Source organism: Paraburkholderia sp. BR10141 (assembly GCF_056155635.1).
This window is the reverse complement of sequence record NZ_JBMIQH010000005.1, coordinates 288,322-312,569: the sequence shown is the minus strand read 5'-3', so window position 1 is coordinate 312,569 and position 24,248 is coordinate 288,322. Positions and strand designations below refer to the sequence as shown.

Sequence of the window (24,248 nt, the reverse complement as noted above, 5' to 3'; positions counted from 1 at the left end):
GAAAATGCGTGCCCTCACGCGTGGGGCGTGTCGACAACCTTGCCGCGGAAGATCGCATACTGGTGCAGGTTGTAGCCGATCATCACCGGGAACACGACGCCGATTCCGATCAACATGAACGCGAGGGTCATGGTGTCCGACGCGGCTTCCAGGATCGTGAGCCGGCCCGGAACGAAGTAGGGGTAGAGGCTAATTGCAAGGCCCGCGAACGACACGATGAAAAGCGTTATCGCCGCCCCGAAGGGCCCGCGGTCGCGTCCGCGATAGAGCGACGCCATGAGCCAGCCGTACGAGAGGACGGCGAGTACGCCGAGTACCGCAAGTGGGGCGAACACCCCAGTCTCTATCCAGCGGGCATGGACCGCCACGCTGCCAAACCAGGTCGCCGCAGTGAGCACGATCGCGGCCGCGACGGCGAACTGTGCGCTCAAGAGGGCCAGCCGGCGGCCCCAACGTTCGAGCGGACCCACCGCCTTCCTGACGAGCCACGTCGCGCCGAGCAGGCTATAGCCGCTGACGACCCCGATGGCTGTCACCGTGATGAACGCCGTGCTGGACCCGCCAGGCTCGAACCCCGTGATCACCTTGCCGAGTACGATGCCCTGCGAGATGGCCGCGACGAGGCTGCCCACGCCGAACACCATGTCCCACAGGCTTGCGTGCTGCGCGCTATGGCGGAATTCGATGGCTGCACCCCGCATGATCAGCCCGGCTATCATCGCCATGACGGGCAGATAAAGCGCTTGCATCAAGGCCGCGTAGGCAGCCGGAAACGCGCCGAACAGGGCGCCGCCGACCACGACCAGCCATGTCTCATTCGCATCCCACACGTGACCGATGGTTTGAACCATCACGTCGCGGTCTCCGCGATTTCTGCTCAGCAGAGTGAGCATACCGACACCAAGGTCGAATCCATCGGTCACGACGTAGAAGGCCAGCATCAGGCCGATCAGGCCGAACCACGTGAGGGCCAGCAGGGAATGAGTGGTGCTTTCCATCGAACGATCTCCCTTGAGTTGTAGAAGGAAGTTTCAGTATTCGGCCCCCACCGTTCGGGGCGTGATGCTCGTGATCGCGGGCGGTGTGGCAGTGAGTTCGGGACCATTCATCAGCCAACGCCGCGCGAGAAGGAAGAAGGTGATGAGTAACACGACGTCGAACACGAAGAACATCGCCATGCTGGCCGTTACCGAGGACGCGGGCACGGCGGACACGGCTTGACTGGTTCGCAGCAGTCCGTAGACGACCCATGGCTGACGTCCCACCTCGCGTACGATCCATCCGGCCTCGACGGCCACGTAAGGCAGCGGGATGCACAGTACCCATGCGAGCAGGAGCTTGCGCTGCGCGAGGAGGCGTTCGAGGTTGCCGCGCGCTTTGTGCAGCGCATACGCGGTCCAGAGCGCGAGCAGCATGAACGCGAAGCCGATGCCGGCCATCACCCGGAACGCGTAGTAGAGGAGCGGCACCATCGGCGGCTGGTCGGCACGCGGGAAGTCCGTGAGACCCGAGACCCGTCCGTGCAGCGAGTGCGTGCCGAGAATGCTCAAGAGTCCCGGCACTTCGATCGACCAGTCATTACGCTGATTTTGCTGATCGGGCCATGCAACGAGCGACCATGCGGCGCCTGTGCCCGGCTTGTTGGTCTGCCAGTGCCCTTCGATCGCGGCACCTTTCGCGGGTTGAGTCGCGAACACGCTGGTGCCGCTGGAGTCCCCCAGCCAGACCTGAAGCGGTGCAACGACAACGAGCACGCCCAGTGCGATCTTGAAGGAACGCGCAAAGAACTCCGGGTGCCTCCGGCGGAACAGGTGGTATGCCGAGATGCCTGCGATCACAAACATCCCGGTTTCGATCGCGGCCGTCCACATGTGAGAGACGGCCCACACCATGTCGGGGTTGAAGATGGCCGCTGCATAGTCTGTGATCACTAGCTTGCCGTTGACGACGGTGATACCGGCGGGCGTCTGCATCCACGAATTGGCGACCATGATCCAGAATACGGAAATGCTGGATCCGAGCGCTACCATCGCCGTGGCAAAGACGTGGACGCCACGTGACACACGTCCCCAGCCGAGCATCATCACGCCGATGAATCCGGCTTCGAGCATGAACGCCATTGCGCCTTCGAAACCGAGAATATTGCCGACGAACTGGCCACTGAACCGTGCGAAGCGGGACCAGTTGGTGCCAAACTGAAATTCCAGCGGAATGCCAGTCACCACGCCTACCGCGAAATTGAGCGCGAGCAGCTTGCTCCAGTGGCGGGCGTGGCGGTAGTACATCACGTCGCCGGTGCGAATCCACAGGACTTCGATCAGCAGCAGAAATATCGACAGACTGACAGTGAGGATAGGCCACACGATGTGGAAGATCGTGGTCATCGCGAACTGCGCGCGCGAGAGCTGGAGTACGTCAGTGAGCATGGTGACCGTCCCATTGCGGTGTGCGAGTGGCTACGTTTGAGCGACGCCAGCATTGGGAGACGTTGCCCGTATAGAGCAACCTTAGGCATTGATGGTGCGCGGCTCAATTGCACAAAGGTGTAACGATACCGAGGCGCCGAAGCGATCGAAGGTCACGAAAACCTGCTCCCAAAGTTTAATTGCGACTGTGGGCGGCTCGGCCTAAATTGGTTCGCAGGCAAAACGTTTTTCGCGAATACCAACGAGACGGCGGTCAGATCGGCTCGCTATACAAGGTCTCTGTATTGGGGACTGTCTGGATGGTGCTTGCGGCGACCCGTCATGATGAAAAGCGAAATCTTCACCGCCATTGCGTCGCGCCTTTGTAGCGCTTACATCACGGGCCAGGTGCGACGCACCGTCCAGATCGCGACAAGCGCCAGAAAGTGGGCTGCTTTTGCGGACGGCCCTATGCCACCGGCCGGTTACGCGATTCTCGCGCTCATGGTTGGCGCCGTGCTTCTGGCCGCACTACTGACGGCCTGTTGGGCGCGTGTTGGCATTGGCAGCGTATTCCGGGTTGGCTGCTGGTTTTCGTGAAGCCGGAGCGGCTTCGTCATTTTCGCCAATGTTGAACTTGCCGCGGCCGCGCAGCACCTGGGCATCATCTTGCGCGCCGGCGCGGCGCGCTGCCTCCTGAACCGCGTGAACGAATGCGGCTGTGACCATACTCGTCAACAATACGCCCTGCACTCCGATCAGTATCGAATCGATGCGCCCCACGATTGTCGTGGGCACCACGTCGCCGTAGCCGATCGTGAGTGCCGTGATTATGCAAAAGTAGAGGACTTTCCCAAACGAGGATGGCGTTCCGCTTCCCGTTTCGTTTGGACCGCCGGCGTAATACATCACCGCCGAAAGCAGAATGAACAACACAAATAACGCTGCAAGCGGCGCACGCAGGTACCACAGGGTCCTCGCAAATACTTCGAACACATGGCCAGCCTTCAGTGGGGCGGGCGCAGAACGCCCAGGATTCTTTTCCATGGATCATCTCCAACAGTCTTCGTACACCAGGCGAGGTTAGGCCCACGGCGGAGCGGGGAGCCATTGCACGATGGTGTTAGTCACACCTTCGCATCCCGGCAAATACGTGTCTTGCACCCCAAGGTGTAATTGCGGCTGAGTTGGGGACGCCCTAGATTGGTTCGTAAGCCGCCACTCCAAACGAGGCCACGCTTTCATGCGCTGGCATGGCTCGTTTGCAGGATCAGCCGTTTGCCCCCGAGGACCTGGAGCTGAGCAATGTATCGTAACCGCCACCAATCAGGTACTGAATACTGCGCGCAACGTGCAGCCGCCTATACATCGACTGACGTCGCGCTTGGCGGCTCGAATGACGAACCCGTTCTCGGTGCCCACCTGATCACTAAACGCCACGGCTACGAACATCACGGCATTTATGTCGGTAGCGGCATGGTCATTCACTATGCGGGTTTCGTGAAATCCGTGCGTCGCGGCCCCATCGAGGAAGTCCCGCTCGACCAGTTCGCCGATGGTCACACGGTTGCTGTGCGTCGGCGTCCGTACCCGAAGTATTCCGGCGTCCAAACCGTGCTGCGCGCCCGCTCGCGGCTCGGCGAAGACCGCTATCGCCTGCTGACGAACAATTGCGAGCACTTCTGCGCATGGTGTCTGGTTGGTGAAAGCCGCAGCGAACAGATCCACGCATTCCTCAAACATCCGGGCGCGGGCGTCCACGCGCTGCTGTGTCTCGTGAGCGCCCTCATCGGCATCCGGGTCAAAACCGATCGCGCAGCGGTTACTGCGGCGTGATTCCCCTCACTTCAATTAGATACGGACAAAGGCGCGAAGGAGGCCACCATGAGCCCGACCGAAATGACCCTGCACTGGGCCGTCGACAAATGGCTCGCGCCCACGCTTGCGATGCGCGCGCATGTCGTGCGGGTTCGCGGCACTGGCATGCATCGGCGCTGCGTGTGCGTCGAAACGGTGCTCTCCGGCGGCGGTCTGCTGTCGATTGTCTTCTTCCGTCACAGCGATGGATCGTGGAATGTCTATTCGCCCGCGCCAGCGCGGCCGGCCATGTCCGCGTGGAGGTCTGTGCGATGAACCACGGCTTTGGCAATTTGACGAAGCGCGTTCCCGGCGCGTACTACGTATCGGGGGTCTCGGCGGATGCCGACGATCTCGTGTCCAGATCGGAGCGCCTGCTCAAGGTGTCAGTCATTGTGGTCTGTTGCTGGACACTGATTGAGGCACCGCTGGAACTGAGCGGGTCGATCGATTTAACCTCACTGCTCGCTGTGGTGGCGTCGAAGGTACTGGTTTGCCTCATCGGTTTCGCTGCCATTGTCGACCTGCGCTTGACCCGTCACGTCTTCGCTTTCATTTGCGCAGCGAGTGTATTCGCTGTGGCACCGGCGTTACCTCTAGAGTACACGCACAGTGTTGCCCTTGCTCTCGTCTCGACGGTCGAATGCCTCGGTAAAGCGGCGTATGTTGTCGCGTTCGCTCTGGCGTCGTGGAACGGAGAAAGTGTCAGCGAACGTTTGATCGAAGGCCGCCCTACGGCGAACGACCCGCAATGAGCCGCTCGATTGCCGTGAGTCTGTCATTGCTGACAATGCACGGCTGTGCTGCTCGGCGGTTGCGCATTTGCGCCATCGATTCCGCTGTTCGGTGTAGCCTTTCCGGACTGGTTGCTCTGTATTCTCGGCGGCATCACGGGGACTATTCTCGTCCACCTCGCATTGAGCCGGCGCGGAGCGATCCTGGCGCTCGCACCGCTCGTATCCGGCGCCGAGTGCGCTGCTTGCGATGACCGCCTGGCTGGCGTTTTTTCACCGTTGACGTGGTCCAAAAATGACTGACGACGCTCGCGCCGCGCGGCACATGAAGAAGCATCCTGCCGCTGCGATTGTGCTGATCGCCATCGGCTTACTGGTCGTGGTTCTGTGGCAGCTCGATCACGCACCGCCTACCGACGACGCTGTACGCGGACACGATCAGCGTCGTTCCCGAAGTCAGCGGCCGGATCATCGAGCTTCCCGTGCGCGACAATCAGGCCGTCAAGCGAGGCGATCTGCTACTGCGCATCGACCCGCGCCCCTGTCAGACTGCGCGGGATGAGGCGCGCGCACGGCTCGACACGCTCAACAACCAGATCGTTTTGACGCAGCGTACGGTCCATGCGCAGCAATACAACGCGGATTCCGTGCAGGCTGCCTTCGAGCGGGCCCGCGCAGTGGCAAACCAGGCCGAGGACACGCTGCGCCGCGCCGAACCCTTGCTCGCGCAGGGCTAAGTATCCGCCGAGGAAGTCGATCGCGCACGAACTGCGCAGCGCTCCGCGCAGGCGAACTAAATGCCGCGATGCGCGAGGCGCAGCAGGCTAGCGCAGCGGTTAGCGGCGTTGATGCGCTGGTCGCGCAGCGCGCGGAAGTCAGGGCACAAATTGCCCTTGCCGAGCTGAATCTCGAGTTCACGGAGGTGCATGCGCCGTTCGACGGTCGGGTGGTCTCGCTGCGCACGACGGTCGGGCAATTCGCATCGGCACTGAAGCCTGTTTTCACGTTGATCGATTTTTGTGAATCGCTGCGTGCGTTGCTTGGCGCAGGTCCGGACGATCTTTCCGACATCAGGCCCGTCGCGTTGCCGCTGCAGCAGTCCGCATTGCCGCCGACACTGTCATACGAACTGCTTGCGCGTCGTCCGGACCTGCAAGTGCTGCGTTGGTATGTGCAGTCTTCGTTCGATCGTATCGACGCCGCGAAGGCCGCGTTTTATCCGAGCTTCGACATCAAGGCGTTTTTTGGCCTCAACGCGCTACACCTTTCGGACCTTTTTACACATGCCAGTCAGCAGATCAATCTGATTCCCGGTCTATATCTGCCGGTATTTGATGGCGGCCGGCTCAACGCGAACCTGAGCGGCGCTCGCAGGCCAGCAACACACTCATCGCGCAATACAACCAGGCCGTGCTGAATGCGGTGCGCGACGTAGCGGTAACGGGTAGCAGACTTCAGGACCTCGACCAGGAAGCCCTGCTGCAGGCGGAGAAAATCGACGCGGTGTCGTTCGCCGAGGCCAGTGCTCAGGCGCACTATGATAGGGGCGTTGCGAGCCGTCTTGCGGCGATGGACGCTCGCCAGGTAGTGTTGCTCGAATGCATCTCCAAGCGGGAACTCGACGGGCAGCGCCTCAGTCAGGCGATCGCACTGTCGAAAGCGCTCGGAGGCGGGTATCGCGACGAGGAACCGGTTGCGTGCGGGTAAGGTGACCTAGCCTTCACGCACTTGCGTGCTCTGGGTCAGTCTTCGTGCGATGTTGACTAGTTCGGGGAGCGAGCGGGCAGCCATCTTTTGCATCACATGTCGGCGGTGCACCTTCACTGTGATCTCGCTGATGCCCAGTTCGGCTCCGACCTGTTTGTTCAGCAGGCCGGATACCACCAACGCCATGACCTCCCGCTCGCGCTGACTGAGTGAGGCGTAGCGATCACGGATCGACTGCATCCCGGCTTCTTCGCCCAACGCCGCGCGGCTGCGCTCGATCGCGTGCCGGATGGCGTCCAGCAGCACCTGGTCGTCGAATGGCTTGGTGAGAAATTCGGCCGCTCCCGCTTTCATGGCTCGCACCGTCATCGGCACGTCGCCGTAGCCGGTGATGAAGATGATCGGCATGTCGGTACGCTCGGACGCAATCAGGTTTTGCAGGTCGAGGCCGCTGAGATCGGGCAGGCTGACATCCAGCACGAGACAGTTCGGGACCATCGCGCGCGTGCGTCCGAGAAAGTCCTGGGCGCAAGCAAAGGTCTCCGCCCTTAGACCAGCAAAGCGAATCATGGCTTCGAGCGACTCACGCACCGAGACATCGTCATCGACGACGAAGACGACCGGCGTGCCTTGCGCTGACGACGATTTCGAGGCGGCTTCAACTGCACGAGCGGGTATCATTTTGAACTCCATTCACAGGCCCCGGGGTGAATCATTCGACCTTGAGCGCGGCCTGGATCGCCCCCAGAAGGGCGGTGTCGCTGAAGGGTTTGAGCAGACAATCGACGGCACCTTGTTCGAGCATGCGCGGGCGCAGCACCTCGTCCCCATGCGCCGTGATAAAGACAATGGGAACGGCTTCCCGGCGCCGCTTGAGCTCGTGCTGAAGGTCCTCGCCGGACATGCCGGGCATGGCGACGTCGAGGATCAGGCAGCGCACTTCACCGGCGCAACCGGAGGCCAGAAATTCTTCTGCCGACCCAAATGCCCGGGTTGCGAAGCCGAACATATGCAGCAGGTCGGGCAGCGATTCGCGCACCGACTCGTCATCGTCGACCACCGCGATAAGCGGGCGCTCTGTCATCACAGATTCCTTCGGGGTCGCTCCGCGTCCGCGCGCGCGGACTGTCCTGCGGGCGCGGACCGCTCGGCGGCGGCCACGCTGTCCGGCCGACACGGAATGGAGAAAGTAAATGTGGCGCCGCAGTCTTTGTTCGAGGAGACCCACAACCGGCCGTCGAGGCTTTCGATAATGCAACGGCTTACGGACAGGCCGATGCCCATGCCTTCCCGCTTGGTCGTAAAAAGCGGATCGAAGAGCTTGCCGGCAAGCTGTGGGTCGATGCCCGCGCCCGAATCGGTCACGGAGAGCCGCACGTGGTCACCATCGTCGCGCTCGATGCTCACCAATATCTGCCGTGGCCGGTCGTCGACGCCATTCATCGCCTCCACGGCGTTGACAAGCAGGTTGAGCACCACCTGCTGGAGCTGGATCTTGTCCCCGGCGACAGGCGGCAGATCGTCAGCCGTCTTCAGATGCAGCACGATCCGCTTGTTGCGAATCTCGCCTTGCAGCAGATCAATCACCTCCCGAGTCGCTTCGACCAGATCAACCGTATCGGTCGTGATGGATTTGTTGCTGAACAGCGCGCGCAGGCGTTTCATCACCTCCGATGCGCGGTACCCGTCGCGGATCGTGCGTCGTACCGTCTCGAGCGCGCCTTCCACATTGGGCGGTTCTGCACTCAGCATGCGCAGGCCGGTGCTGGCGTTGGTCACGATGCCAGTCAGCGGCTGGTTGATCTCGTGCGCGATCGAGGCCGTCAACGCGCCTTGAGTGTTGACCCGGCCCAGATGGGCCAATTCGGCGCGCAACGCGAGAAGCGCATCTTCGGACGCCCGACGCTCCGTCATGTCCTGCGCGGCGCCGATGTAGTCCAGCGAGCCTTGCGGGTCGCGCGTGGCGTGCGCCTGTATGTGAATGTGCCTGACCGGGCCGTTGGGCAGCAGCAGTCGGATTTCGAACTCCAGATCTTTGCCTTCTCGCGCCCGCTCGATCATTTCGTCAAGTAGATGGCGGTCGCCAGGGTGGAAGCGGGAGGCGATCGTGTCTATCGTAATCGGCACCCCCGGTTCGATCCCGAAGATGCGGTAAAGCTGATCTGACCACGTGAACGCGCCCGTTTCAAGGTGCCAGCAGAAGCTGCCGCTCGAACTGAGCTGCTCCACTTTGGCCATCAGCGCCGCGCTTTGGCGTAAGCGCTCATCCGCCTCCTGACGCGCAGCGATGCTATGTGCCCGCTCGATGGCGATGCTCGCGATGTGCGTGAACTGTGCGATCAGTTCGCGCTGGATAGGCGTGGGATCGCCGGGAGCAGACCGAAACAGCGTGAACGTTCCCAGCACTTCGTCGGTACGCGACAGGATCGGCGTCGCCCAGCAGGAACGCAGTCCATGCGCGAGGCTGCGCTCGCGCCACGCCTTGGTCCAGCGCGCGTCCGACGCGACATCGGGCACGATCACCTGCGCCTTGAGGGACACCGCCATGCCCAGTGGGCCGGAGTCATCGGACGTGGCACGCGCACCGACAGGGGGGAGAAAACGCTTCGGGAGACCGGGAGACCCCAGATGCAGGCACGCGGTGTCGTGTGTTTCCCGAAAGGTGACTCTGCAGACGCAGTCGGTCGCGATCTCTTCGACGAGTCGACATAGGTCGTCGAGAACGTTTGGCAAAGGCTGCCCTGTCGCGACCATCTCCAGCAGGCGATTCTCGCCCTCGAGCAGTGCCTCGGCACGCTTGCGATCATCGATATCCGTCTGAAGGAAATACCAGAGAGCGATTCGGCCCTCGGTATCGCGTAACGGAAAGCCTTGCACGCGGAACCATCGGTAGACGCCATCGGCACGGCGATGGCGCGACTCCGCATCATAGGGCTCGCCGGTGCTGATCGACGCCCGGAACCGGGCGATCACCGCCGCCCGATCATCGGGGCAGGTCAGGCCGTTGGTTTTCCATCCCCGCAACTCCTCGAGGGTCGAGCCGGAAAATTCGAGCGTATGACGGTTGGCGTGCAAGACGTCCCCGTCGGGCGAGAAAAGGATGACCCGGGTGGGGAGGCCATCGACGATCAGTTCGAAGCGCTGTTCTTGCGCGCGCAGCGCAGCTTCGGTCTGCTTGCGGTCCTCGATGTCTGAGTTGATCCCGCACCACTTTACGGCTTGACCGGTAGCATCGGTAATCGGACTGGCTCGGCATGTGAACCAGCGATACACGCCATCGAAGCGACGCATGCGCGCTTCCGCCTCGCCCCGCTCGCCGGAGGCGAGGACGGTTCGCCAGGCTTCGATCAGCCCCGGCTGATCATCGGGATGGAACGCCGTCTGCCAGCCTTCGCCGGACGCTTGCTCGACGGAAAGCCCCGTATATTCGCACCAGCGCCGATTGACGAACTCGATGCGGCCGTCAGGGAAGGCTGTCCAGACCAACCCTGGGAGCGCATCCACAGTACGACTGAGTTCGTTTTCCATCGCGATCCTTTTTGCCGCGTGCCTTACGCTACAACGATCGGCTTTCGAGAACCGGGAGTCAATATACCTTGGTGTCGGTTTGGGCAGGCTTACGCTGAAACGGCGGCTGAAACGGCGGGATTGATGGGCAACGTGAATTGAAAGATCGCACCGCGGCCGGCGTGGTTGCCCGCCCACAGGCGCCCGCCATGAGTTTCGACGATCGAATGGCAGATCGGCAGCCCCATGCCCATTCCGCTGGCCTTCGTCGTGTAAAACGGTTCGAAGAGGCGCTCGATGTTCTCCGGGGCGATGCCCGGACCGGAGTCGCGCACAGCCACAAGGACGACGCCCGGCTCGCTCATCGCGGTGTCGATCGTCAATTCCCGCGGCCCTTTATCAACCGCGCTCATTGCATCAATGGCGTTGATAATGAGGTTCAGAATCACCTGCTGGATTTGCACCCGGTCGCCCTTGATGGCCGGTAGATCCTCCGCAAGCCGCAGCCGCACGGAAACGCCGTTCCGGGTCGCCTCGCTGGACGTGAGCGCCATCACCTCGCGAATCGCCTCGTTGATCTGCAAGATCTCGTTGCTCATCGGGGCCTTGATGACGAGGCCATGAATACGCTTTATCACCTCGCCTGCACGCCTCGCGTCACGGACGATACGATCAAACGCCCGACGTGCCTCCTCGACATCCGGTGGGTCGAGACCCAGGCAGCGCAGACCTGTCGACGCATTGACGGTCGTCGCAGCGATCGGCTGCTTCATTTCGTGGCTGATCGACGCTGCGAGTTGCCCAATTGCAGTGACGCGGTTCGCATGTGCGAGCTCAAGCTGCATCTGGCGAGCATCCGCTTCCGCGCGTTTGAGTTCGCTCAGATCGAGCACAAACCCGATAGCTTCAGTCGAGTTCTCGCCAAGCATTGCAATGCCGATCAGCACCGGCACGCGGCTGCCATCCTTCCTGAAGTACTCTTTTTCGTAGGGCTGCAAGATCCCGGTCTTTTCCAGCTTTTCCCACTCCGTATTGGTGCGCTCGATCCACTCGGGTGGCGTCAGATCCCTCCAGCTAAGACGCCCGACCAGCAGATCGTCACGGCCGTATCCCAACATACGAAGGAACGCGTCATTGGCTTCGAGGATCCGGCCTTCGAGATCCGCGATCAGGATCCCGACGATGTTGGAATCGACGAGGCGCCGGATTTTCGCTTCACGCTCTGCAAGGTCGCGGTACAGGCGCGCGTTTTCCAAGGCGATCGCCGCCTGCGAGGCGAGCAGCTTCAACAGGGCGATGCGCTTCGGAGCAAAGACGCCGGGCGCGAGGTTGTTCTCGAGGTACAGTACACCGATCAGCCCGGCCTGCTTGAGCAATGGCAGACAAAGGACGGAACGTGCGCATTTCTGGCGGATATAGGGATCGCCGGAGAATCGGTTTTCGACTGAGGCATCGTCAATGATGACGGGTTCGTGCGTGCTTGTGACATAGCGCAGGAGCGAATCCGGCAGTGCCAACGAGTTCGGCGACTGCTGCGGCAATTCCACGATGACCCGGCTATCTTGAATGGTGGCTTCGGCTTCGACCCGCTGCAGGGCGCCCTGTCGCAGGATCAACAGACCACGTTCGGCGCCAGCGTGCTCGATTGCAGTCGTCATCAAAGACTTGATCAGGTTCTCGAGCACCATTTCGCCTGAGATTGCCTGAGCCGTCTTCACGATCGTCGCGAGATCCAGTTGCTCGCCGAGTTCCTCGATGGTCACGCGTGGGACAGGCGCAGCTTCGGGTTTGCTCGAGGGGTAGAGCCGATCCAGTTGTTCGATCTTGCCGTGCGCACCCCATTGGGAATAGGCGTCCCGCGCCTCACGCAAATAAGCGTGTGCGGCGCGTTCGAGGCCAGCGGCGAGGCAGCATTGCGCAGCGAGCTCGTTGGCCAGTGCCTGATCCTGGACGAATCCTTGCTCGCCCGCCGAGCGGGCGGCATGCTCATAGAACCGCATGGCCTGCATGTCGTGTCCATTCAGACGGGCCAGTTCGGCGCGCAGCAGCAGATGCTTGTGCGCAAAAGTGATAGGACAGCTTTTCGCCCATGTTGCGAATGCCTCGATATTTGCGGTGATGTCTGCCTTGATCTCCGCTTGTCGAGCAGCTGACGCGGAGTTGTGAACCGCGGCGAGTGCAAGCGAATGATAGAGGCAGTAGTTCGCGAACTGAATGTGGCAGCGTGTGGACCAAAGTAGTGGGCTGGCCTTGGCGGCGCACGCGAGCGCCTTCTCAGGTTCGCCTAGCAGATAGTGGCGCTGGACCTGCAAAATCCAGTGGAAGCAGTTGACCACGGCAATACCACCTTCCGCGATTTGAGCGTCGATCGTGGCGTCCTCGATCGGTGTCTCATCGCTGGCGCGCCCGCGAAGCCTCTGGATGAAGTGCTGGATACTGCAGAGAATATCGTGCACGTGACGGAAGTGGATTCGCTTGACGAACTCGATTGCGTTGATCGAATCGAGCCACGCCTCGTTGAGGCGGTAGCCGCGCGCAAGAAGATCCGTCAGTCGATGTTCGAGGCTGAAGCTGGCATAAATGACTTCGCCCGTTTCTCGCGCATACCGCCTGGCCGTATCGACGCACCCCAATGCGACCTCGATCGGTTGCGTCCATAGAACCGCCATTTGCATAAAGAAATGTGCGGCCACTTGTTGAGCCACGAAACGATGTTTCTCCGCCACGGCGACCGCCAACCGGGCGAATGCCTCGCCGTCCTGGTATCGGTGGAAGAACGGACCTAGAAGAATGGAGGTAAATGCATAGGCGATGACAGCCGATTCGGTCGTGCCGTATTCCAGCGTCACGACGACCATTCGGCAAGCAATCGTCTGGGCGAGGTTCATATCGGTGAAATACGCAGTCTGCCCTAGCATATGGAAGATCTGCATGACTTCCCGCATCTCCAGGTCCTCCATCATCGGGAGTTCAAGGAGGCTTTCGATCGGGCGCGCGCCGAGGTGCGCGAATACTGCATCGAATTCTGCGGATACTTCGTCATCCGTAGGATGATCGGGTAAATCGATGGCGAACATTTCCAGACATTCGCGAGCGGTTCTGACGGCGGACGCATTGTCGGCATTCACCAACTGCAGGACCATCCTGAGCCGGTAAGCCTCGGCACGGTGTATTTTCGATCGCGCTCGAAGCAATATATCATCGATCCATAGCGTGGCTTCGCCGAAATGGGAGAGCAGAAACTCGCATTCGGCCCGCTCGAACCAGACGCCGAAGGTCAACTCGTAACTGTCGTCCCAACCTTGCTGCGAAAGCAGCGATGCAGCCGCCGCGAGATAATTGCAGGCCGAGCGATATGCGGTCGAGGCCTTCGCCTTTTTCGCGGCATCGAGGTTGAGCGTTGCTGCGCGATGTCGTTCGGGCCGCTCGACCATCAGTTCGGATCCGTGATTCAACTGGTTCACGAGATCAAAAATCCTGGTCGCAATGTCCGCTTCATCGAGTTTCGACAAAAGCAGTCGGCCAATGCGCAAGTGATGCTCTGCCCGGGATTCGGCTGGAATCAGTGCATAGGCGGCTTCTTGCACCCGGTCATGGAGAAACTTGAAGCTGCGGTCCATGCAAACGATCGCGCCGGCCCGGACGGCGTCGGCGAAATCGGCATGGACCCTGGCCTCGGAGTCATCCCAGACGCTCGCTAGCGTGCCGAAGTCGGCCTGGCTGCCGAGGCACGCCAGCAACTTTACCGCGTCCTGTGCACGAGGCGAAAGCCTCTGCAGTCTGCGGACCATCAGTTCTACGACGTTGTCGGTGAAGCCCTTTGCGTCGATCTGCTCGAGGTTCCACCGCCACGAAGCTGAATCCGGCTCGAACTCGAGAAGGCCTTCCTCAACGAGATTCGTCAATAACTGGCCCGCAAAGAATGGATTGCCGTCGGTTTTCTGGTGGACCAGTCTGGCTAGAGGCAAAGCTTGCTCGCGCGTGCATCTGAAAGCGTCGCAAAGCAGTTCGGCAAAGTCCTCCGGCGAGAGCGGGCCGAGTACGATCTCATGCACCTTCGTCCCGGCCTCGCGAATCGAACTGAGCATTTCGATGAGCGGATGCCCGGGCGCGACTTCGTTGTCGCGATACGCACCGATCAATAGCAAGTGATGCATGTCAGGATGCGTGATCAGATATTCGACCACCGTTAATGTCGCCGGATCGAGCCACTGTAGATCGTCCAGGAAAATCACGAGCGGATGCTCGGCGCGCGCGAACACGCCAACGAACTTTTGAAAGACGGCCTGGAATCTCAACTGGGTTTCCAGTGGCGAAAGTACCGGAACTGCAGGCTGGGGCCCGATCAAGCTCGCAAGTTCGGGAATCAGATCGGTCAGCAATCGCCCGTGCTGGCCAACGGCTTTTTCGATCACGTCGCGCCAGTGCGCAATTTCGGCATCCTGGCCGTTCAGGATTTGTCGGATTAGTTCGGCAAATGCCTGGGCCAATGTTGAATAGGGGATGTCTCTCAGGCGCAAGTCGAATTTTCCCGAGATGAATATACCCCGGGGCAGCACGATCACCTTGTGCAACTCATTGACGACGGAGGATTTTCCAATGCCTGAGTAGCCGGACACGAGGACCAGGTCCCGCGTTCCTTGCGTTGCGACGCGCTCGAACGCCTCCAGAAGCGTCGCGATTTCATTGCAACGTCCGTAGAGCTTCTCGGGGATCAAAAGCTGTCGCGTCGTATCGTGCGTTCCGAGCGGGAAAGGATCGATCCGATGAGCGGCTTGCCATTCACTCAGGCATTTTCTGAGGTCCCACTCCAGGCCGCCTGCGGTTTGATAGCGATCCTCGGCGGGTTTCGATAGCAGTTTCATCACGATAGCCGAGAGCGGGGCAGGGATGCCTGAGACGCGCTCATGCGGCGCAGCGGGCTGTCGCGCGATGTGGCAGTGCACCCATTCCAGAGGATCCAGCGCAGTGAAAGGAAGGGTCCCGGTCAACATCTCGTACAACGTGACCCCAAGCGCGTAGAGATCGCTGCGCGAATCGATCGACCGGTTCATTCGTCCGGTTTGCTCGGGCGCCATGTACGCGAGGGTTCCCGCGATCAATTCAGGATGTTCCGGGCTCTGGCGTTCGCGCGGAAGACGCGAGGCGATGCCGAAGCCGGTGAGTCTAACCTCGCCCGTTGAGTCGTTCACCAGAATATGCGCCGGCTTGATGTCCTTGTGGATAAGGCCGCGCTGATGGGCCTTCCCCAAAGCACTGACAATGTCAATGGCAAGCTGCAGGAACCGTTCCAGTCGAAGGGGGGGGCCAATCAGCCGGTCGAGCGGAGCGGCGCCCGAATCCTCCAGCACCAGCACGGTCTGGCTGCCCTCAGGCACCAGTTCGAGCGGCCGTACGGCCCAATCGCCGGAAAGCTCTTCCTTCAGATGGTATTCGTGCGCCAGGCGTTCGAGGCTCGCGGGCGTACAGCCGGTAGCCAAAGGCCGCAACTCCATGACCGAAGTCGGCGTGCCATCCGGGCTCAAGCGCGATGCGCGCGCGAGGTATCGCTCGCCATCCTCCCATAAGACCTGGCTGCTATCTGGAATCGAGGGGGACCGAGGCTCAGATGACATGCTCTCGAGGAATCGCTTTCATGACGGAGGCCAAAGCCATGGCTTCCGTGCTTTGCAGCGCGGGTACCGCAATATGAGGGCGATAGACGGCATCGCCTGCGCGAGTGACTTGCCCGCTCAGTGTTCGAATAGCTTCCGTTTTTGTGCGCAGCGCAACGTCGCCGGTACGGTTCGCCTTAGCGGCTCGCTGCCGCATCGCTCCACGCGACGGTGGAGGGCAAGCGGCTTTAGTAGTGCAACCAGTGCCTTTCACATGACCGCACACCTTACCGATGATGTCATGGTCCGCAGAGATTTTTTCGGTTATGCCGTATGACCGTTGATTCGAATGGTAGCAGAATCGCGCATGCCGGGCGCCCGCTGGTTCCCCGGTACTCGCCTCAACTACGTTGACCAGGTACTGCGGCACGAAAAGCTGCCTGGGCTGGCGCTAATTGCCGAGTCGGAACCTGGGGGACCGACGGCGGGGTCCCTTTCTTGGGCTGAACTACGACGCCAGGTTGCCGCCGTCGCGCACACTTTGCGCGGGCTCGGCGTTAAAAAGGGTGACCGGATTGTCGGATACTTGCCAGATGTCCCTCAGGCGATTGGGAGCTTCCTCGCGACGGCAAGCATCGGTGTGGGCCAGCGCCTGTCGACGACCGAACCCGAAGGTCCATCGAAAGCCCGTGCGCAGCGGATCGCAGTGGCCGGCGAACTTCCGCAGTCGACTCCGTTGCAGCCACCAGGTCCGCAAGGACAGTGAGGCCTGTTTTCAGCACTTCATCAGCCATTCACCGGGGGGAGGCGAGTGCTCGGCAGCCGAATCAGTCGCACGCGGGACTGCCACGGTGACCGCCATCATTTCCCTTGCCGCATTGATGGCGTAAAGGTGATTCCTACCAGCAATCCTTCTGGCCCGATGAAGCGACTCACGGTCTGGCCCCACGGCTCATTCCGGTTCCTGACCAGCATTCGATATCCGCGTGATTCAAGTTCCGCCGTAGCCGCTTCGACGTTGTCGACATCAAACTCAATCCAGGCTTGCGGACCGGTACGTCACGAGGCCACGAATCCGTGCCGAAGCACGACTGAGCGGCCTGGGAGAGCGGCCACAAGGCGAAAGTGTTTGCGCCTTGCAGACTCTCCGTATGGAGGTAGCCGCCTTTCTCTTCCTTGAAGGGAATACCGAAGGCTCGACTGTAGAGTTCGCGGCTTGCCCGCGCTTCAATGACAATCGGGCCGAAGCCTGCGACGAACAAGGCCGTGGCTTTGGGGATCTTTTCCATGGTTTCTCCTTTGCCGCGAATGAGCGGCGCCATGAGGAATGAACATGTCCCCCCGCGCCCGTCGAACTGATGTGGCGGGCGGCATTCAGGTAGCGCGGAGCATGGATGAGTGTAGGTGTTTCAAGTGGCCGACAGGCATCCCCACGCGGCAGCGAAGGGCGATCGGGTTGGTTCGGTAGTGCTCGCGGCATCGACTATGTGTGTCACGTCACAGCGTACTGCGGACGCTCGATTGTCCCTTTCCGACTTTTGTCGAGCGGCCGTAGATGGCCGCACTGCGCCCCACGACCGAGCACGATGAATGTCTTGGACGCGATTCATGCAAAACGCATAAAGCGACCCTGAACTGCCCTTCAAGCGCGCAATAGATCAACGACAGCTTCCAATGGCGCAACGGTCGTTCAGCGCGGCACCTGATATGACGAGTCCCCGGCTAATACACCTTAGCCGACGGGCGCAGATCGGCATCCGTGGAGTTGAGTGGGGCGTCCCAGGCATTGGTAGGAGGATTTCTGGATCTGAGCCCGCACGCGCAAACTGAAGCCCCGGGTTGCGCTTGCACTCGCATGGGCGTTCCCGGGCGTCGCTCTGGTGACCAGCCTCAGTCCGTCACATGCCTCGCCGCCGGACCCGAACATGAAGTGGTGAGGCATACGGGTTCCGTGGCGAGTATCGTCAGTGCCCATTTCAATAACTGCTACGCAGATGCTTTTCAACGAACCGATGTCCGCCCGACGGCGCGATCGTGCAGACCGGCAGCTACCGGCGCAGTTTTTATCGCCTAGAATTTGTTTAGCTAGTCTACGCTTAACGGGCGACGTGCAATAACGTCCCCCGATCTCATCTTGTACCGTCATGGAACTCATCGCGGTGAACGGTCTCCGGAAGGTCTACGGGACGAGTGACGCCTCGGTGATTGCGTTACAGGACATCCACTTCGCGATCGAGAAGGAACAGTTTGTTGCGATCGTGGGACCGTCGGGCTGCGGGAAGTCCACACTCCTCAAGATTCTGATCGGGCTAATCCCGGCCTCGCAGGGCGAGGCACGACTGAGCGGCATTGCGATCGCCGGACCGCGCCGGGACATTGGCGTCGTCTTTCAGTCTCCCGTGCTATTTCCCTGGAGAACGGTGCTAGATAACGTCCTGCTTCCCGTCGACGTGCAGCGACTTGGCCGCGACAAGCTGATGGCGCGCGCGATGATTCTGCTTTCCCTCGTGGGTCTCTACGGCTTTGAAAAGCGCTATCCACGGGAGTTGTCCGGCGGCATGCAGCAGCGCGTCGCCATCGTGCGAGCGCTTGTTCATGATCCCACCATCCTGTTCATGGATGAGCCATTTGGTGCACTCGATGCGATGACCCGGGAGCAGATGAACATGCAGTTGCAGCACATATGGCTCGAGCGGAGGGAGACCATACTCTTCATCACTCACTCGATCCCGGAGGCGGTCTTTCTCGCAGACCGCGTGCTGGTGATGACGCCGCGCCCTGGACATATCGTCGATGACGTCGTCATCGACCTCGCGCGGCCACGCAATCTTGATGTCATGACAACGCCTGACTTTGGCCGGCATGTGAAACGAATCCGGGATCATTTCAAAACCGTGGGCGACCTCTCAGCATGAGTCGGCCGCCGAGGTCACTGTTGCGCCTGCTTCTCGTGCTCATCGTGCTCACGACCTGGGAAGGCGCCGATCGCCTCTTCGAAGTCTCCGCCTATATCGTGCCGCCGCCGTCGAAAATCGTCGTCGCCCTCTATCACGGCGTAGCATCGATGCTCTACGTTCACCACCTCTGGATCACTCTCGTCGAAACGCTGCTCGGCTTCACTGCCGGTTCCATCGTGGCGCTCGTTCTCGGCACGCTCATCGCGTTGAGCCCGCGTTGTGAGTATTTTCTCTATCCCTTCATTCTCATGTTTCAGGCCATGCCAAAGGTGGCGTTGGCACCACTCATCATTATCTGGCTTGGGCTCGGTCTCGAGTCGAAGGTCGCCCAGGCTGCCCTGACAGCCTTCTTTCCATTGATGGTCAACACGATCGCGGGCCTCCGGTCTGCTGACGAAGATCGAGTCGCACTCATGCGCTCGCTTGACGCCTCGGAGATGCAGATCTTCTGGATGCTGCGCATGCCGGGGGCAATGCCCTACATTTTTGCGGGCTTCGAAATTGCCATGATGCTGTCGCTTATTGGCGCAATTGTGGCGGAGTTTGTCGGTGCGCAAAAAGGACTCGGCGTGCTACTGATGAGCATGACGTTCACGATGGACGCCGCGGGTCAGTTCTCAGTTCTTTTCATTCTTTCCCTGCTGGGTCTTCTTCTGCACACTGCCATCGTTGTCGTCCGCAGGCGGCTACTTTTCTGGGACAGGTCGCAGGACCGGGTTCCGGATCTGCTGGACGGGGAAGAAATCCGATGAAACGCGTCTACCTGTTTGTAGCAATCGCATATTTATTCGGTGCTGCAGAACTTGATGCCGCCGCTCAGACCACGGTGCGGGTTGGCTGGTGTGCTCGCACCATCACCACCGCCGCGGCCCCGTTCGCCGTTGCCATGAAGATGGGCTGGTACGAGCGGAATGGAATTGCGGTCGAGCTGGTGCCGCTGGCGGGTACAGACTGCGTCAAGCTCGTCGCGACGAAGACAATTCCCTACGCACTTGCTTCCGTCGAACCGCTCGCGATTATCCGTTCGCAAGGGGTGAAGGCGAGGATTTTCTACACCGCCTACCAGGGAAACATTTTCGGTATCGCGGTTCCTCAGAGTAGCACCATCACTAAACTCGCTGACTTGAAGCAGAAGACCATCGGCGTCACCGCAATGAGTTCGACTGGAGCGCTCATCGCGCGGGCTCTCGCCGCCAGTGCGGGGCTTGATCCCGATCGCGACATCCACATCGTCGTGGCCGGCGAAGGGGCGCAGACGGCAGCACTGCTTCGCTCAGGCCAGATCGACGCCCTGAGCCAGTTCGACACGCAGTATGCGCTGGTCGAAAATGCCGGGGTAAAGCTCCGGCGTCTCCCGACCGGCGAGATTGAGAACTTTCCTTCAAATGGCTTCCTTGCTCTCGAAGATACTTTACGAACCAACCACAATCAGGCAATAGCGCTCGCTCAAGGCTACGCGAAGGGTACCGTCTTCACCTTTGCCAATCCGGAAGCCGCGATACGTATTCTCTGGGAAGTCTATCCAGAGACCAAACCTACCGGCGTTGACGAGGCGACGGCCCTTCGCGAAGGCATGAGGACTCTGCAGGCACGCATGACGAATTTAAGGCTCGAAAAGTCCGGTGTGTCCAAATGGGGAGAGAGCTCCGAGAAAAGCTTTTCCGCTTATACGGACTTCATGCAGAGGTGGGGCGTGACCAAGGTAAAGGTCCCGGCAAACGAGCTCATAACGAACGACCTGATCGACGAGATCAACAACTTCAGTCAGGACAAGATCATTGCCATGGCGAAAGCCTACAAGGACAAGTGAGAGAGACATGGCGTGCGCACCGGCGGCGCCGAGCCATTTCGCCATCGCCTGTTGACGAAACGCACTACGCCGGTCATGTCGGTCGTCAAGTAGAACTGGCGCGCGTCACCTGACAGCCCGATCGGACGACAGAGAGGAGAGCCACCATGGTCGAATCCACTCCCTTGACGTAGAGGAAACTTCTCCCAACGCGGCCCATCGGCTCAACCAGTTTCTTCAAACGACGGGATTTGCGACGGTGATGTGCATGATCTCGAATTGAACCGGTCTTTGCGTCTTCTGCTGCATGACCATTGCTCGCGATCCGACATGGCTAAGACGTCTTTCACCAGCAGCCGAGTCAAGGCACACGGCCGGAGTTTGCTATCAATTGCAAGGTTGAACATCGCCAGCTCTCGGACGTTCGAAGACATTTGCAGCCTAGTGCGAATCGCCCAGATTTCCGGCAGCTTCAGTGGTGGCTTCTGTCCAGTGAGTCTGCCTTTATTCCAAGGCACGCGGTAGCCGGTGGGGTCATTCTGCGTTTCCATGACGTTCTCCTTCCATTTGGAGGGAGATCCAGTGTGCCGCGCAGCTATTGGTCGCTGACCGACCCTGAAGGGACCTACGTCGAGTGCGTCGCTCGGCCAGTAATAAGGCCGTTCCGCTCTACAAAGCTGTCATTCGATTGACGAATGGGAATCCAATGTCTGGCCGGCAATTGGGATCCTATTCGCCTGCCGTTACCTTGCGTTAACGTCTGAACTATTTACTGGCATAGGCGAACAAGCTGAAACAGCAAATGTAAGCCTTCATTCTTAAATATCGCTCTCGACCCGCTTGCGAAAGGCGAATCTACATCTATAACAAGTGTATTCGCTGCAAGTCGGTTCGTGCGCTAGCTTCCTACTGGAGCTGAGGGCCACAGTGGAATCGCAGTTCGACGACTGAGAAATCTATTCTAGATCATGGTTAATAAATTTATATGCTCAATTGGCCTCTATATTTATTTAATTCAGGGGGATGGAGAATGTAGATCGAGTTTCGAGAAGTAATCAAACGGACATTGGAAATGAAATGGACTTTAACAGCATTGGCAATGGGCGTGTCCTTGTCAGTTTCTGTCAGACCAGACGCTCAATTTGCCGCAGCACGGTAGTATGACTCACACGAATCACACGCCTACCCAAACTCGGACCACCCTCGTCATAGGGTTCTGGATCACGCGTAACACCACCGGAAAGTGCAGCGGAAGTAGAGGTACAGCGACGTTCTCGGTGCAGCCATTGCCCCCGCCCGTTGACGGCACGTTTGCGCTCGTGGTGAATAACACCCTGCTTTTGTATTGCAACTTTCAGGTCAACTGCCATCGACCGGCGGAAACAGGTTGGCTACGGTTCGCCGCCCAAACCAATGCAGGATCGGCATCGCAAGGAGTGAAGTAATGAAAAATGTACCGATGTGGCTGGTGGTCTTGTGGAGCGGAATCGCCGCTGCAATTCGCACTTCGATATCTCGGTTGTCGGTCAGGCGTGCGACCGTGCTTGCCCCTTCATGCAGGAGACGAGTCAATCCATCGTGGTTCGTAGGTCGCGGTTGCATTCTCGCACTCATCCTTAATTGCTGGGCGGTGGGAGTCCATGCGCAGACACCTCACTATCGCTACGTATCCCTCGACCAGATCGCGTTACCGCCAGGGTTTACTACGTTTACCCCCGGTGCACTTCAGAATAGCGGTCGGGTTTATGGTGCGATCTGCGACACGATATTCTGCAACGTCACCGAGTTCGGCTACGTTCAAAGCGGGAAGCTTACTGTTCTTCTGTCCGTTCCGCCTGGAAGTATCGTGGATGCCGTCAACGCAAGCGGGACCATTGGAGCGTCCATACTGGTCGATCCCGTCAATGGTATCTTTCAGGCAGCCTTGATTCAGGGTGGCTCGATCAAGCTAATTCCGCCGCAGCCCGGAGAGGTGTATGGCTATGTTGTGGCACTTAACGATAACGGCACAGCTCTCGTCGTGTCATACACTGCGTCGGGAACCGTTTTTGTGCTTTACCGCGACGGCATGGCAACGCCAATCAACTTCGGTCCGGGTATGCCAAACCCTGTTCAATTCGTTGTAGGCATCAACAATAACGGAATCATTGCGGGAACCGAGGGTCCGGCTCCATTCAACGGAGCTCGGGGTTTCCGTTTTGACACACGGAACAGCAACACTATAATTCTCGACCCGTTTCCCGGGGATCCAAGTGAGACCCTTGCCTGGGCGCAGGCTATCAACCAGGCCGGCAATGTTCTCGGGTACTCGTTTACGCTCGGACCGAACTATCATGAGCGCATCGGGATCTGGGGGGCCAACGGCGTGTTTTACACCTACTTTGTCGAGAGCGTCAGCTCCTCCAGCTTGCTCTTCAATGAGAACAACCTCATCGTCATCACAAGGAGCGGCGATGGTAATAGCTATCTTGTGCCCACGCCTGGCGTGCGACTGAATTTGGCCGATCTGGTCGTCAATCTGCCTGCGGGGCTGAACCTGTCCGTGATTACGGGCCTAAACAATCATGGAGACCTGCTTGGCTTCAGTTACCAAGGTGCCAACTTTCTGCTGCAGCTTCTTGACCCGGGGAACACGCAGACCTTCGAGACACCTGTCGTGAGCAAGGCACGCCAGCCTGTTCCTCCGGCGATTTCGATTCTGCGCAATCTGCAGCGTAGCCAGGCTAAATAATCTCGTTAGCGGGTTCCCGGATCTACCTCATCGTCCGTGTTCCCAGCGAGGTGTTGGCATTACAGGCTGGAACGAGTCTGCTTCGGTACTGGGGGCCGCGAGCGGCCGCTAGAGCGTGTTAGGCACTTTTGTTAAGGGCTGCAAAGTGAACCAGCATGAGCACGGAGAATACGACGAAGTGCAAGCCAGCCAAGGTTTCGGGCAACCGCTCGTAGTCTCTTGCCAGCCGCCTGAACCGGTTGAGCCAGCCGAAGCTACGTTCGACCACCCAGCGGCGCGGCAACAGCACAAAGCCCTTTTTCGCCTCCGGCAGCTTGATAACCTGAAGCTCGATGCCTTCGTCGAGTGCCGCCTGTGCAGGCTCTTCGCCGGTATATCCCTGATCGGCGAACGCTACCTTTACCGTCTGGCCTGTGGCCTGCTGAACCTGCCGCGCAAGTTCTCCGACCTGCGCACGCTCCTGTTCGTTGGCCGGGGTCACGTGTACCGCGAGCAGTTGCCCCAACGCATCCACCGCCATGTGTACCTTGCTGCCTTTCTTGCGCTTGTACCCGTCATAGCCCGCGCGTGGGCCGCTCTCGCAGGTCGACTGCAGTGTGCGACCATCCAGAATGACCGCGCTGGGCTGGCCTCGCCGGTCCTGCGCAACTCTGATGATCGAGCGCAAATCGCTCACCATGGCTTCGAAACAGCCCGCCTGAATCCAGCGTTGCGTCTGCTGGTAGACCATCTCCCACGGTGGGAAGTCATTGGGCAGCAAACGCCACGGCGCACCCGCGCGCACGATCCAGCGCAGCGCGTTGAACATCTCGCGCAATTCGTAGCGGCGCTGCGGTGCGTCCTTGTTCATCGAGGTCAGGTACGGAGCCGCGAAGTACCACTCTTCATCCGATACATCCGTTGGGTAAGGCCTGCGTTTTTCATTCCGCCAGGATACCAGGTCTGGCTGGAAGTGCCTAACACGCTC

Annotated in this window: 17 protein-coding genes and 4 pseudogenes; 11 read left to right on the top strand and 10 right to left on the bottom strand. The window is 59.9% G+C overall.

All coding sequences use genetic code 11. From position 1 onward, the window contains the following. Positions 1 to 14: 14 nt before the first annotated feature. The 3 genes from ACOJB8_RS09960 to ACOJB8_RS09950 all read right to left on the bottom strand — a co-directional run bounded on the left by ACOJB8_RS09960 (position 15) and on the right by ACOJB8_RS09950 (position 3,452). Positions 15 to 998, bottom strand: coding sequence for a cytochrome d ubiquinol oxidase subunit II (locus ACOJB8_RS09960; protein ID WP_475012330.1), 984 nt, complete (start codon positions 996 to 998; stop codon positions 15 to 17). A gap of 33 nt (positions 999 to 1,031) precedes the next feature. Continuing rightward, entirely contained in the window at positions 1,032 to 2,426 is a 1,395-nt protein-coding gene (locus tag ACOJB8_RS09955) for a cytochrome ubiquinol oxidase subunit I (RefSeq protein WP_475012328.1), read from the bottom strand. A 510-nt stretch (positions 2,427 to 2,936) separates the two neighbouring features. After that, positions 2,937 to 3,452: a potassium channel family protein gene (locus ACOJB8_RS09950; RefSeq protein ID WP_475012326.1), complete on the bottom strand. Its 516-nt coding sequence runs from the start codon at positions 3,450 to 3,452 to the stop codon at positions 2,937 to 2,939. A 258-nt stretch (positions 3,453 to 3,710) separates the two neighbouring features. On the opposite strand from ACOJB8_RS09950, the gene ACOJB8_RS09945 reads away from it, so the two are divergent. From ACOJB8_RS09945 to ACOJB8_RS09920, 6 genes and pseudogenes are all read left to right on the top strand, one after another. Next, positions 3,711 to 4,241 (top strand): lecithin retinol acyltransferase family protein, encoded by a 531-nt coding sequence (locus tag ACOJB8_RS09945; RefSeq protein WP_475012325.1) that lies wholly within the window; start codon positions 3,711 to 3,713, stop codon positions 4,239 to 4,241. Positions 4,242 to 4,289: 48 nt separating this feature from the next. Further along, entirely contained in the window at positions 4,290 to 4,538 is a 249-nt protein-coding gene (locus tag ACOJB8_RS09940; RefSeq protein WP_475012324.1) for a hypothetical protein, read from the top strand. Further along, positions 4,535 to 5,017, top strand: a complete 483-nt coding sequence (locus tag ACOJB8_RS09935) for a hypothetical protein (protein ID WP_475012322.1) — start codon at positions 4,535 to 4,537, stop codon at positions 5,015 to 5,017. Before ACOJB8_RS09940 ends, ACOJB8_RS09935 begins: the two co-directional genes overlap by 4 nt. A 45-nt stretch (positions 5,018 to 5,062) precedes the next feature. Further along, positions 5,063 to 5,299 carry a YtcA family lipoprotein gene (locus ACOJB8_RS09930; protein WP_475012321.1) on the top strand — a complete coding sequence of 79 codons (237 nt, stop codon included), beginning with the start codon at positions 5,063 to 5,065 and terminating at the stop codon, positions 5,297 to 5,299. Between the two features lie 22 nt (positions 5,300 to 5,321). Next, positions 5,322 to 6,011 (top strand): annotated as a pseudogene (locus ACOJB8_RS09925) (multidrug transporter subunit MdtN); the annotation flags it as partial. Between the two features lie 141 nt (positions 6,012 to 6,152). Next, positions 6,153 to 6,703, top strand: a pseudogene (locus ACOJB8_RS09920) (TolC family protein). A 6-nt stretch (positions 6,704 to 6,709) separates the two neighbouring features. Here the strand turns inward: ACOJB8_RS09920 and ACOJB8_RS09915 are convergent. The 4 genes from ACOJB8_RS09915 to ACOJB8_RS09900 all read right to left on the bottom strand — a co-directional run bounded on the left by ACOJB8_RS09915 (position 6,710) and on the right by ACOJB8_RS09900 (position 15,690). Further along, positions 6,710 to 7,384 (bottom strand): response regulator transcription factor, encoded by a 675-nt coding sequence (locus ACOJB8_RS09915; RefSeq protein ID WP_475012406.1) that lies wholly within the window; start codon positions 7,382 to 7,384, stop codon positions 6,710 to 6,712. A gap of 31 nt (positions 7,385 to 7,415) precedes the next feature. Next, complete coding sequence (locus ACOJB8_RS09910; RefSeq protein WP_342924161.1) at positions 7,416 to 7,787, bottom strand: response regulator; 372 nt, start codon at positions 7,785 to 7,787, stop codon at positions 7,416 to 7,418. Further along, complete coding sequence (locus tag ACOJB8_RS09905; protein ID WP_475012318.1) at positions 7,787 to 10,231, bottom strand: PAS domain-containing protein; 2,445 nt, start codon at positions 10,229 to 10,231, stop codon at positions 7,787 to 7,789. The genes ACOJB8_RS09910 and ACOJB8_RS09905 overlap by 1 nt, the downstream gene beginning before the upstream one ends. An 89-nt stretch (positions 10,232 to 10,320) precedes the next feature. Beyond that, positions 10,321 to 15,690, bottom strand: coding sequence for a trifunctional serine/threonine-protein kinase/ATP-binding protein/sensor histidine kinase (locus tag ACOJB8_RS09900; RefSeq protein ID WP_475012316.1), 5,370 nt, complete (start codon positions 15,688 to 15,690; stop codon positions 10,321 to 10,323). A gap of 463 nt (positions 15,691 to 16,153) precedes the next feature. Between ACOJB8_RS09900 and ACOJB8_RS09895 the strand changes: the two genes are divergently transcribed. Beyond that, positions 16,154 to 16,570 carry an AMP-binding protein gene (locus tag ACOJB8_RS09895; RefSeq protein WP_475012314.1) on the top strand — a complete coding sequence of 139 codons (417 nt, stop codon included), beginning with the start codon at positions 16,154 to 16,156 and terminating at the stop codon, positions 16,568 to 16,570. A gap of 95 nt (positions 16,571 to 16,665) precedes the next feature. Here ACOJB8_RS09895 and ACOJB8_RS09890 read toward each other — a convergent pair. After that, positions 16,666 to 17,093 (bottom strand): annotated as a pseudogene (locus ACOJB8_RS09890) (VOC family protein). Positions 17,094 to 17,948: 855 nt separating this feature from the next. On the opposite strand from ACOJB8_RS09890, the gene ACOJB8_RS09885 reads away from it, so the two are divergent. The 3 genes from ACOJB8_RS09885 to ACOJB8_RS09875 are packed head-to-tail and all read left to right on the top strand — an operon-like array spanning position 17,949 to position 20,571. After that, complete coding sequence (locus ACOJB8_RS09885) at positions 17,949 to 18,719, top strand: ABC transporter ATP-binding protein (protein WP_475012312.1); 771 nt, start codon at positions 17,949 to 17,951, stop codon at positions 18,717 to 18,719. A gap of 20 nt (positions 18,720 to 18,739) precedes the next feature. Beyond that, positions 18,740 to 19,513, top strand: coding sequence for an ABC transporter permease (locus ACOJB8_RS09880; RefSeq protein ID WP_475012310.1), 774 nt, complete (start codon positions 18,740 to 18,742; stop codon positions 19,511 to 19,513). Then, positions 19,510 to 20,571 (top strand): ABC transporter substrate-binding protein, encoded by a 1,062-nt coding sequence (locus ACOJB8_RS09875; protein WP_475012308.1) that lies wholly within the window; start codon positions 19,510 to 19,512, stop codon positions 20,569 to 20,571. The genes ACOJB8_RS09880 and ACOJB8_RS09875 overlap by 4 nt, the downstream gene beginning before the upstream one ends. 237 nt (positions 20,572 to 20,808) lie before the next feature. On the opposite strand, the pseudogene ACOJB8_RS09870 reads toward ACOJB8_RS09875, so the two are convergent. After that, positions 20,809 to 21,101: pseudogene (locus ACOJB8_RS09870) on the bottom strand (site-specific integrase); the annotation flags it as partial. 893 nt (positions 21,102 to 21,994) lie between these two features. On the opposite strand from ACOJB8_RS09870, the gene ACOJB8_RS09865 reads away from it, so the two are divergent. Then, positions 21,995 to 23,281 carry a hypothetical protein gene (locus ACOJB8_RS09865; RefSeq protein WP_475012306.1) on the top strand — a complete coding sequence of 429 codons (1,287 nt, stop codon included), beginning with the start codon at positions 21,995 to 21,997 and terminating at the stop codon, positions 23,279 to 23,281. Positions 23,282 to 23,399: 118 nt separating this feature from the next. Here the strand turns inward: ACOJB8_RS09865 and ACOJB8_RS09860 are convergent, their stop codons facing one another. Continuing rightward, on the bottom strand, positions 23,400 to 24,221 hold the full coding sequence (locus ACOJB8_RS09860; RefSeq protein WP_475012405.1) for an IS5 family transposase: 822 nt from the start codon (positions 24,219 to 24,221) through the stop codon (positions 23,400 to 23,402). Between the last annotated feature and the right edge of the window lie 27 nt (positions 24,222 to 24,248).

Bases quoted from the DNA above. Each gene is read 5' to 3' on its own strand.
- ACOJB8_RS09960 (WP_475012330.1), bottom strand. From the start codon at position 998: ATGGAAAGCACCACTCATTCCCTGCTGGCCCTCACGTGGTTCGGCCTG.
- ACOJB8_RS09955 (WP_475012328.1), bottom strand. From the start codon at position 2,426: ATGCTCACTGACGTACTCCAGCTCTCGCGCGCGCAGTTCGCGATGACC.
- ACOJB8_RS09950 (WP_475012326.1), bottom strand. From the start codon at position 3,452: ATGGAAAAGAATCCTGGGCGTTCTGCGCCCGCCCCACTGAAGGCTGGC.
- ACOJB8_RS09945 (WP_475012325.1), top strand. From the start codon at position 3,711: ATGTATCGTAACCGCCACCAATCAGGTACTGAATACTGCGCGCAACGT.
- ACOJB8_RS09940 (WP_475012324.1), top strand. From the start codon at position 4,290: ATGAGCCCGACCGAAATGACCCTGCACTGGGCCGTCGACAAATGGCTC.
- ACOJB8_RS09935 (WP_475012322.1), top strand. From the start codon at position 4,535: ATGAACCACGGCTTTGGCAATTTGACGAAGCGCGTTCCCGGCGCGTAC.
- ACOJB8_RS09915 (WP_475012406.1), bottom strand. From the start codon at position 7,384: ATGATACCCGCTCGTGCAGTTGAAGCCGCCTCGAAATCGTCGTCAGCG.
- ACOJB8_RS09910 (WP_342924161.1), bottom strand. From the start codon at position 7,787: ATGACAGAGCGCCCGCTTATCGCGGTGGTCGACGATGACGAGTCGGTG.
- ACOJB8_RS09905 (WP_475012318.1), bottom strand. From the start codon at position 10,231: ATGGAAAACGAACTCAGTCGTACTGTGGATGCGCTCCCAGGGTTGGTC.
- ACOJB8_RS09895 (WP_475012314.1), top strand. From the start codon at position 16,154: ATGGTAGCAGAATCGCGCATGCCGGGCGCCCGCTGGTTCCCCGGTACT.
- ACOJB8_RS09885 (WP_475012312.1), top strand. From the start codon at position 17,949: ATGGAACTCATCGCGGTGAACGGTCTCCGGAAGGTCTACGGGACGAGT.
- ACOJB8_RS09875 (WP_475012308.1), top strand. From the start codon at position 19,510: ATGAAACGCGTCTACCTGTTTGTAGCAATCGCATATTTATTCGGTGCT.
- ACOJB8_RS09865 (WP_475012306.1), top strand. From the start codon at position 21,995: ATGAAAAATGTACCGATGTGGCTGGTGGTCTTGTGGAGCGGAATCGCC.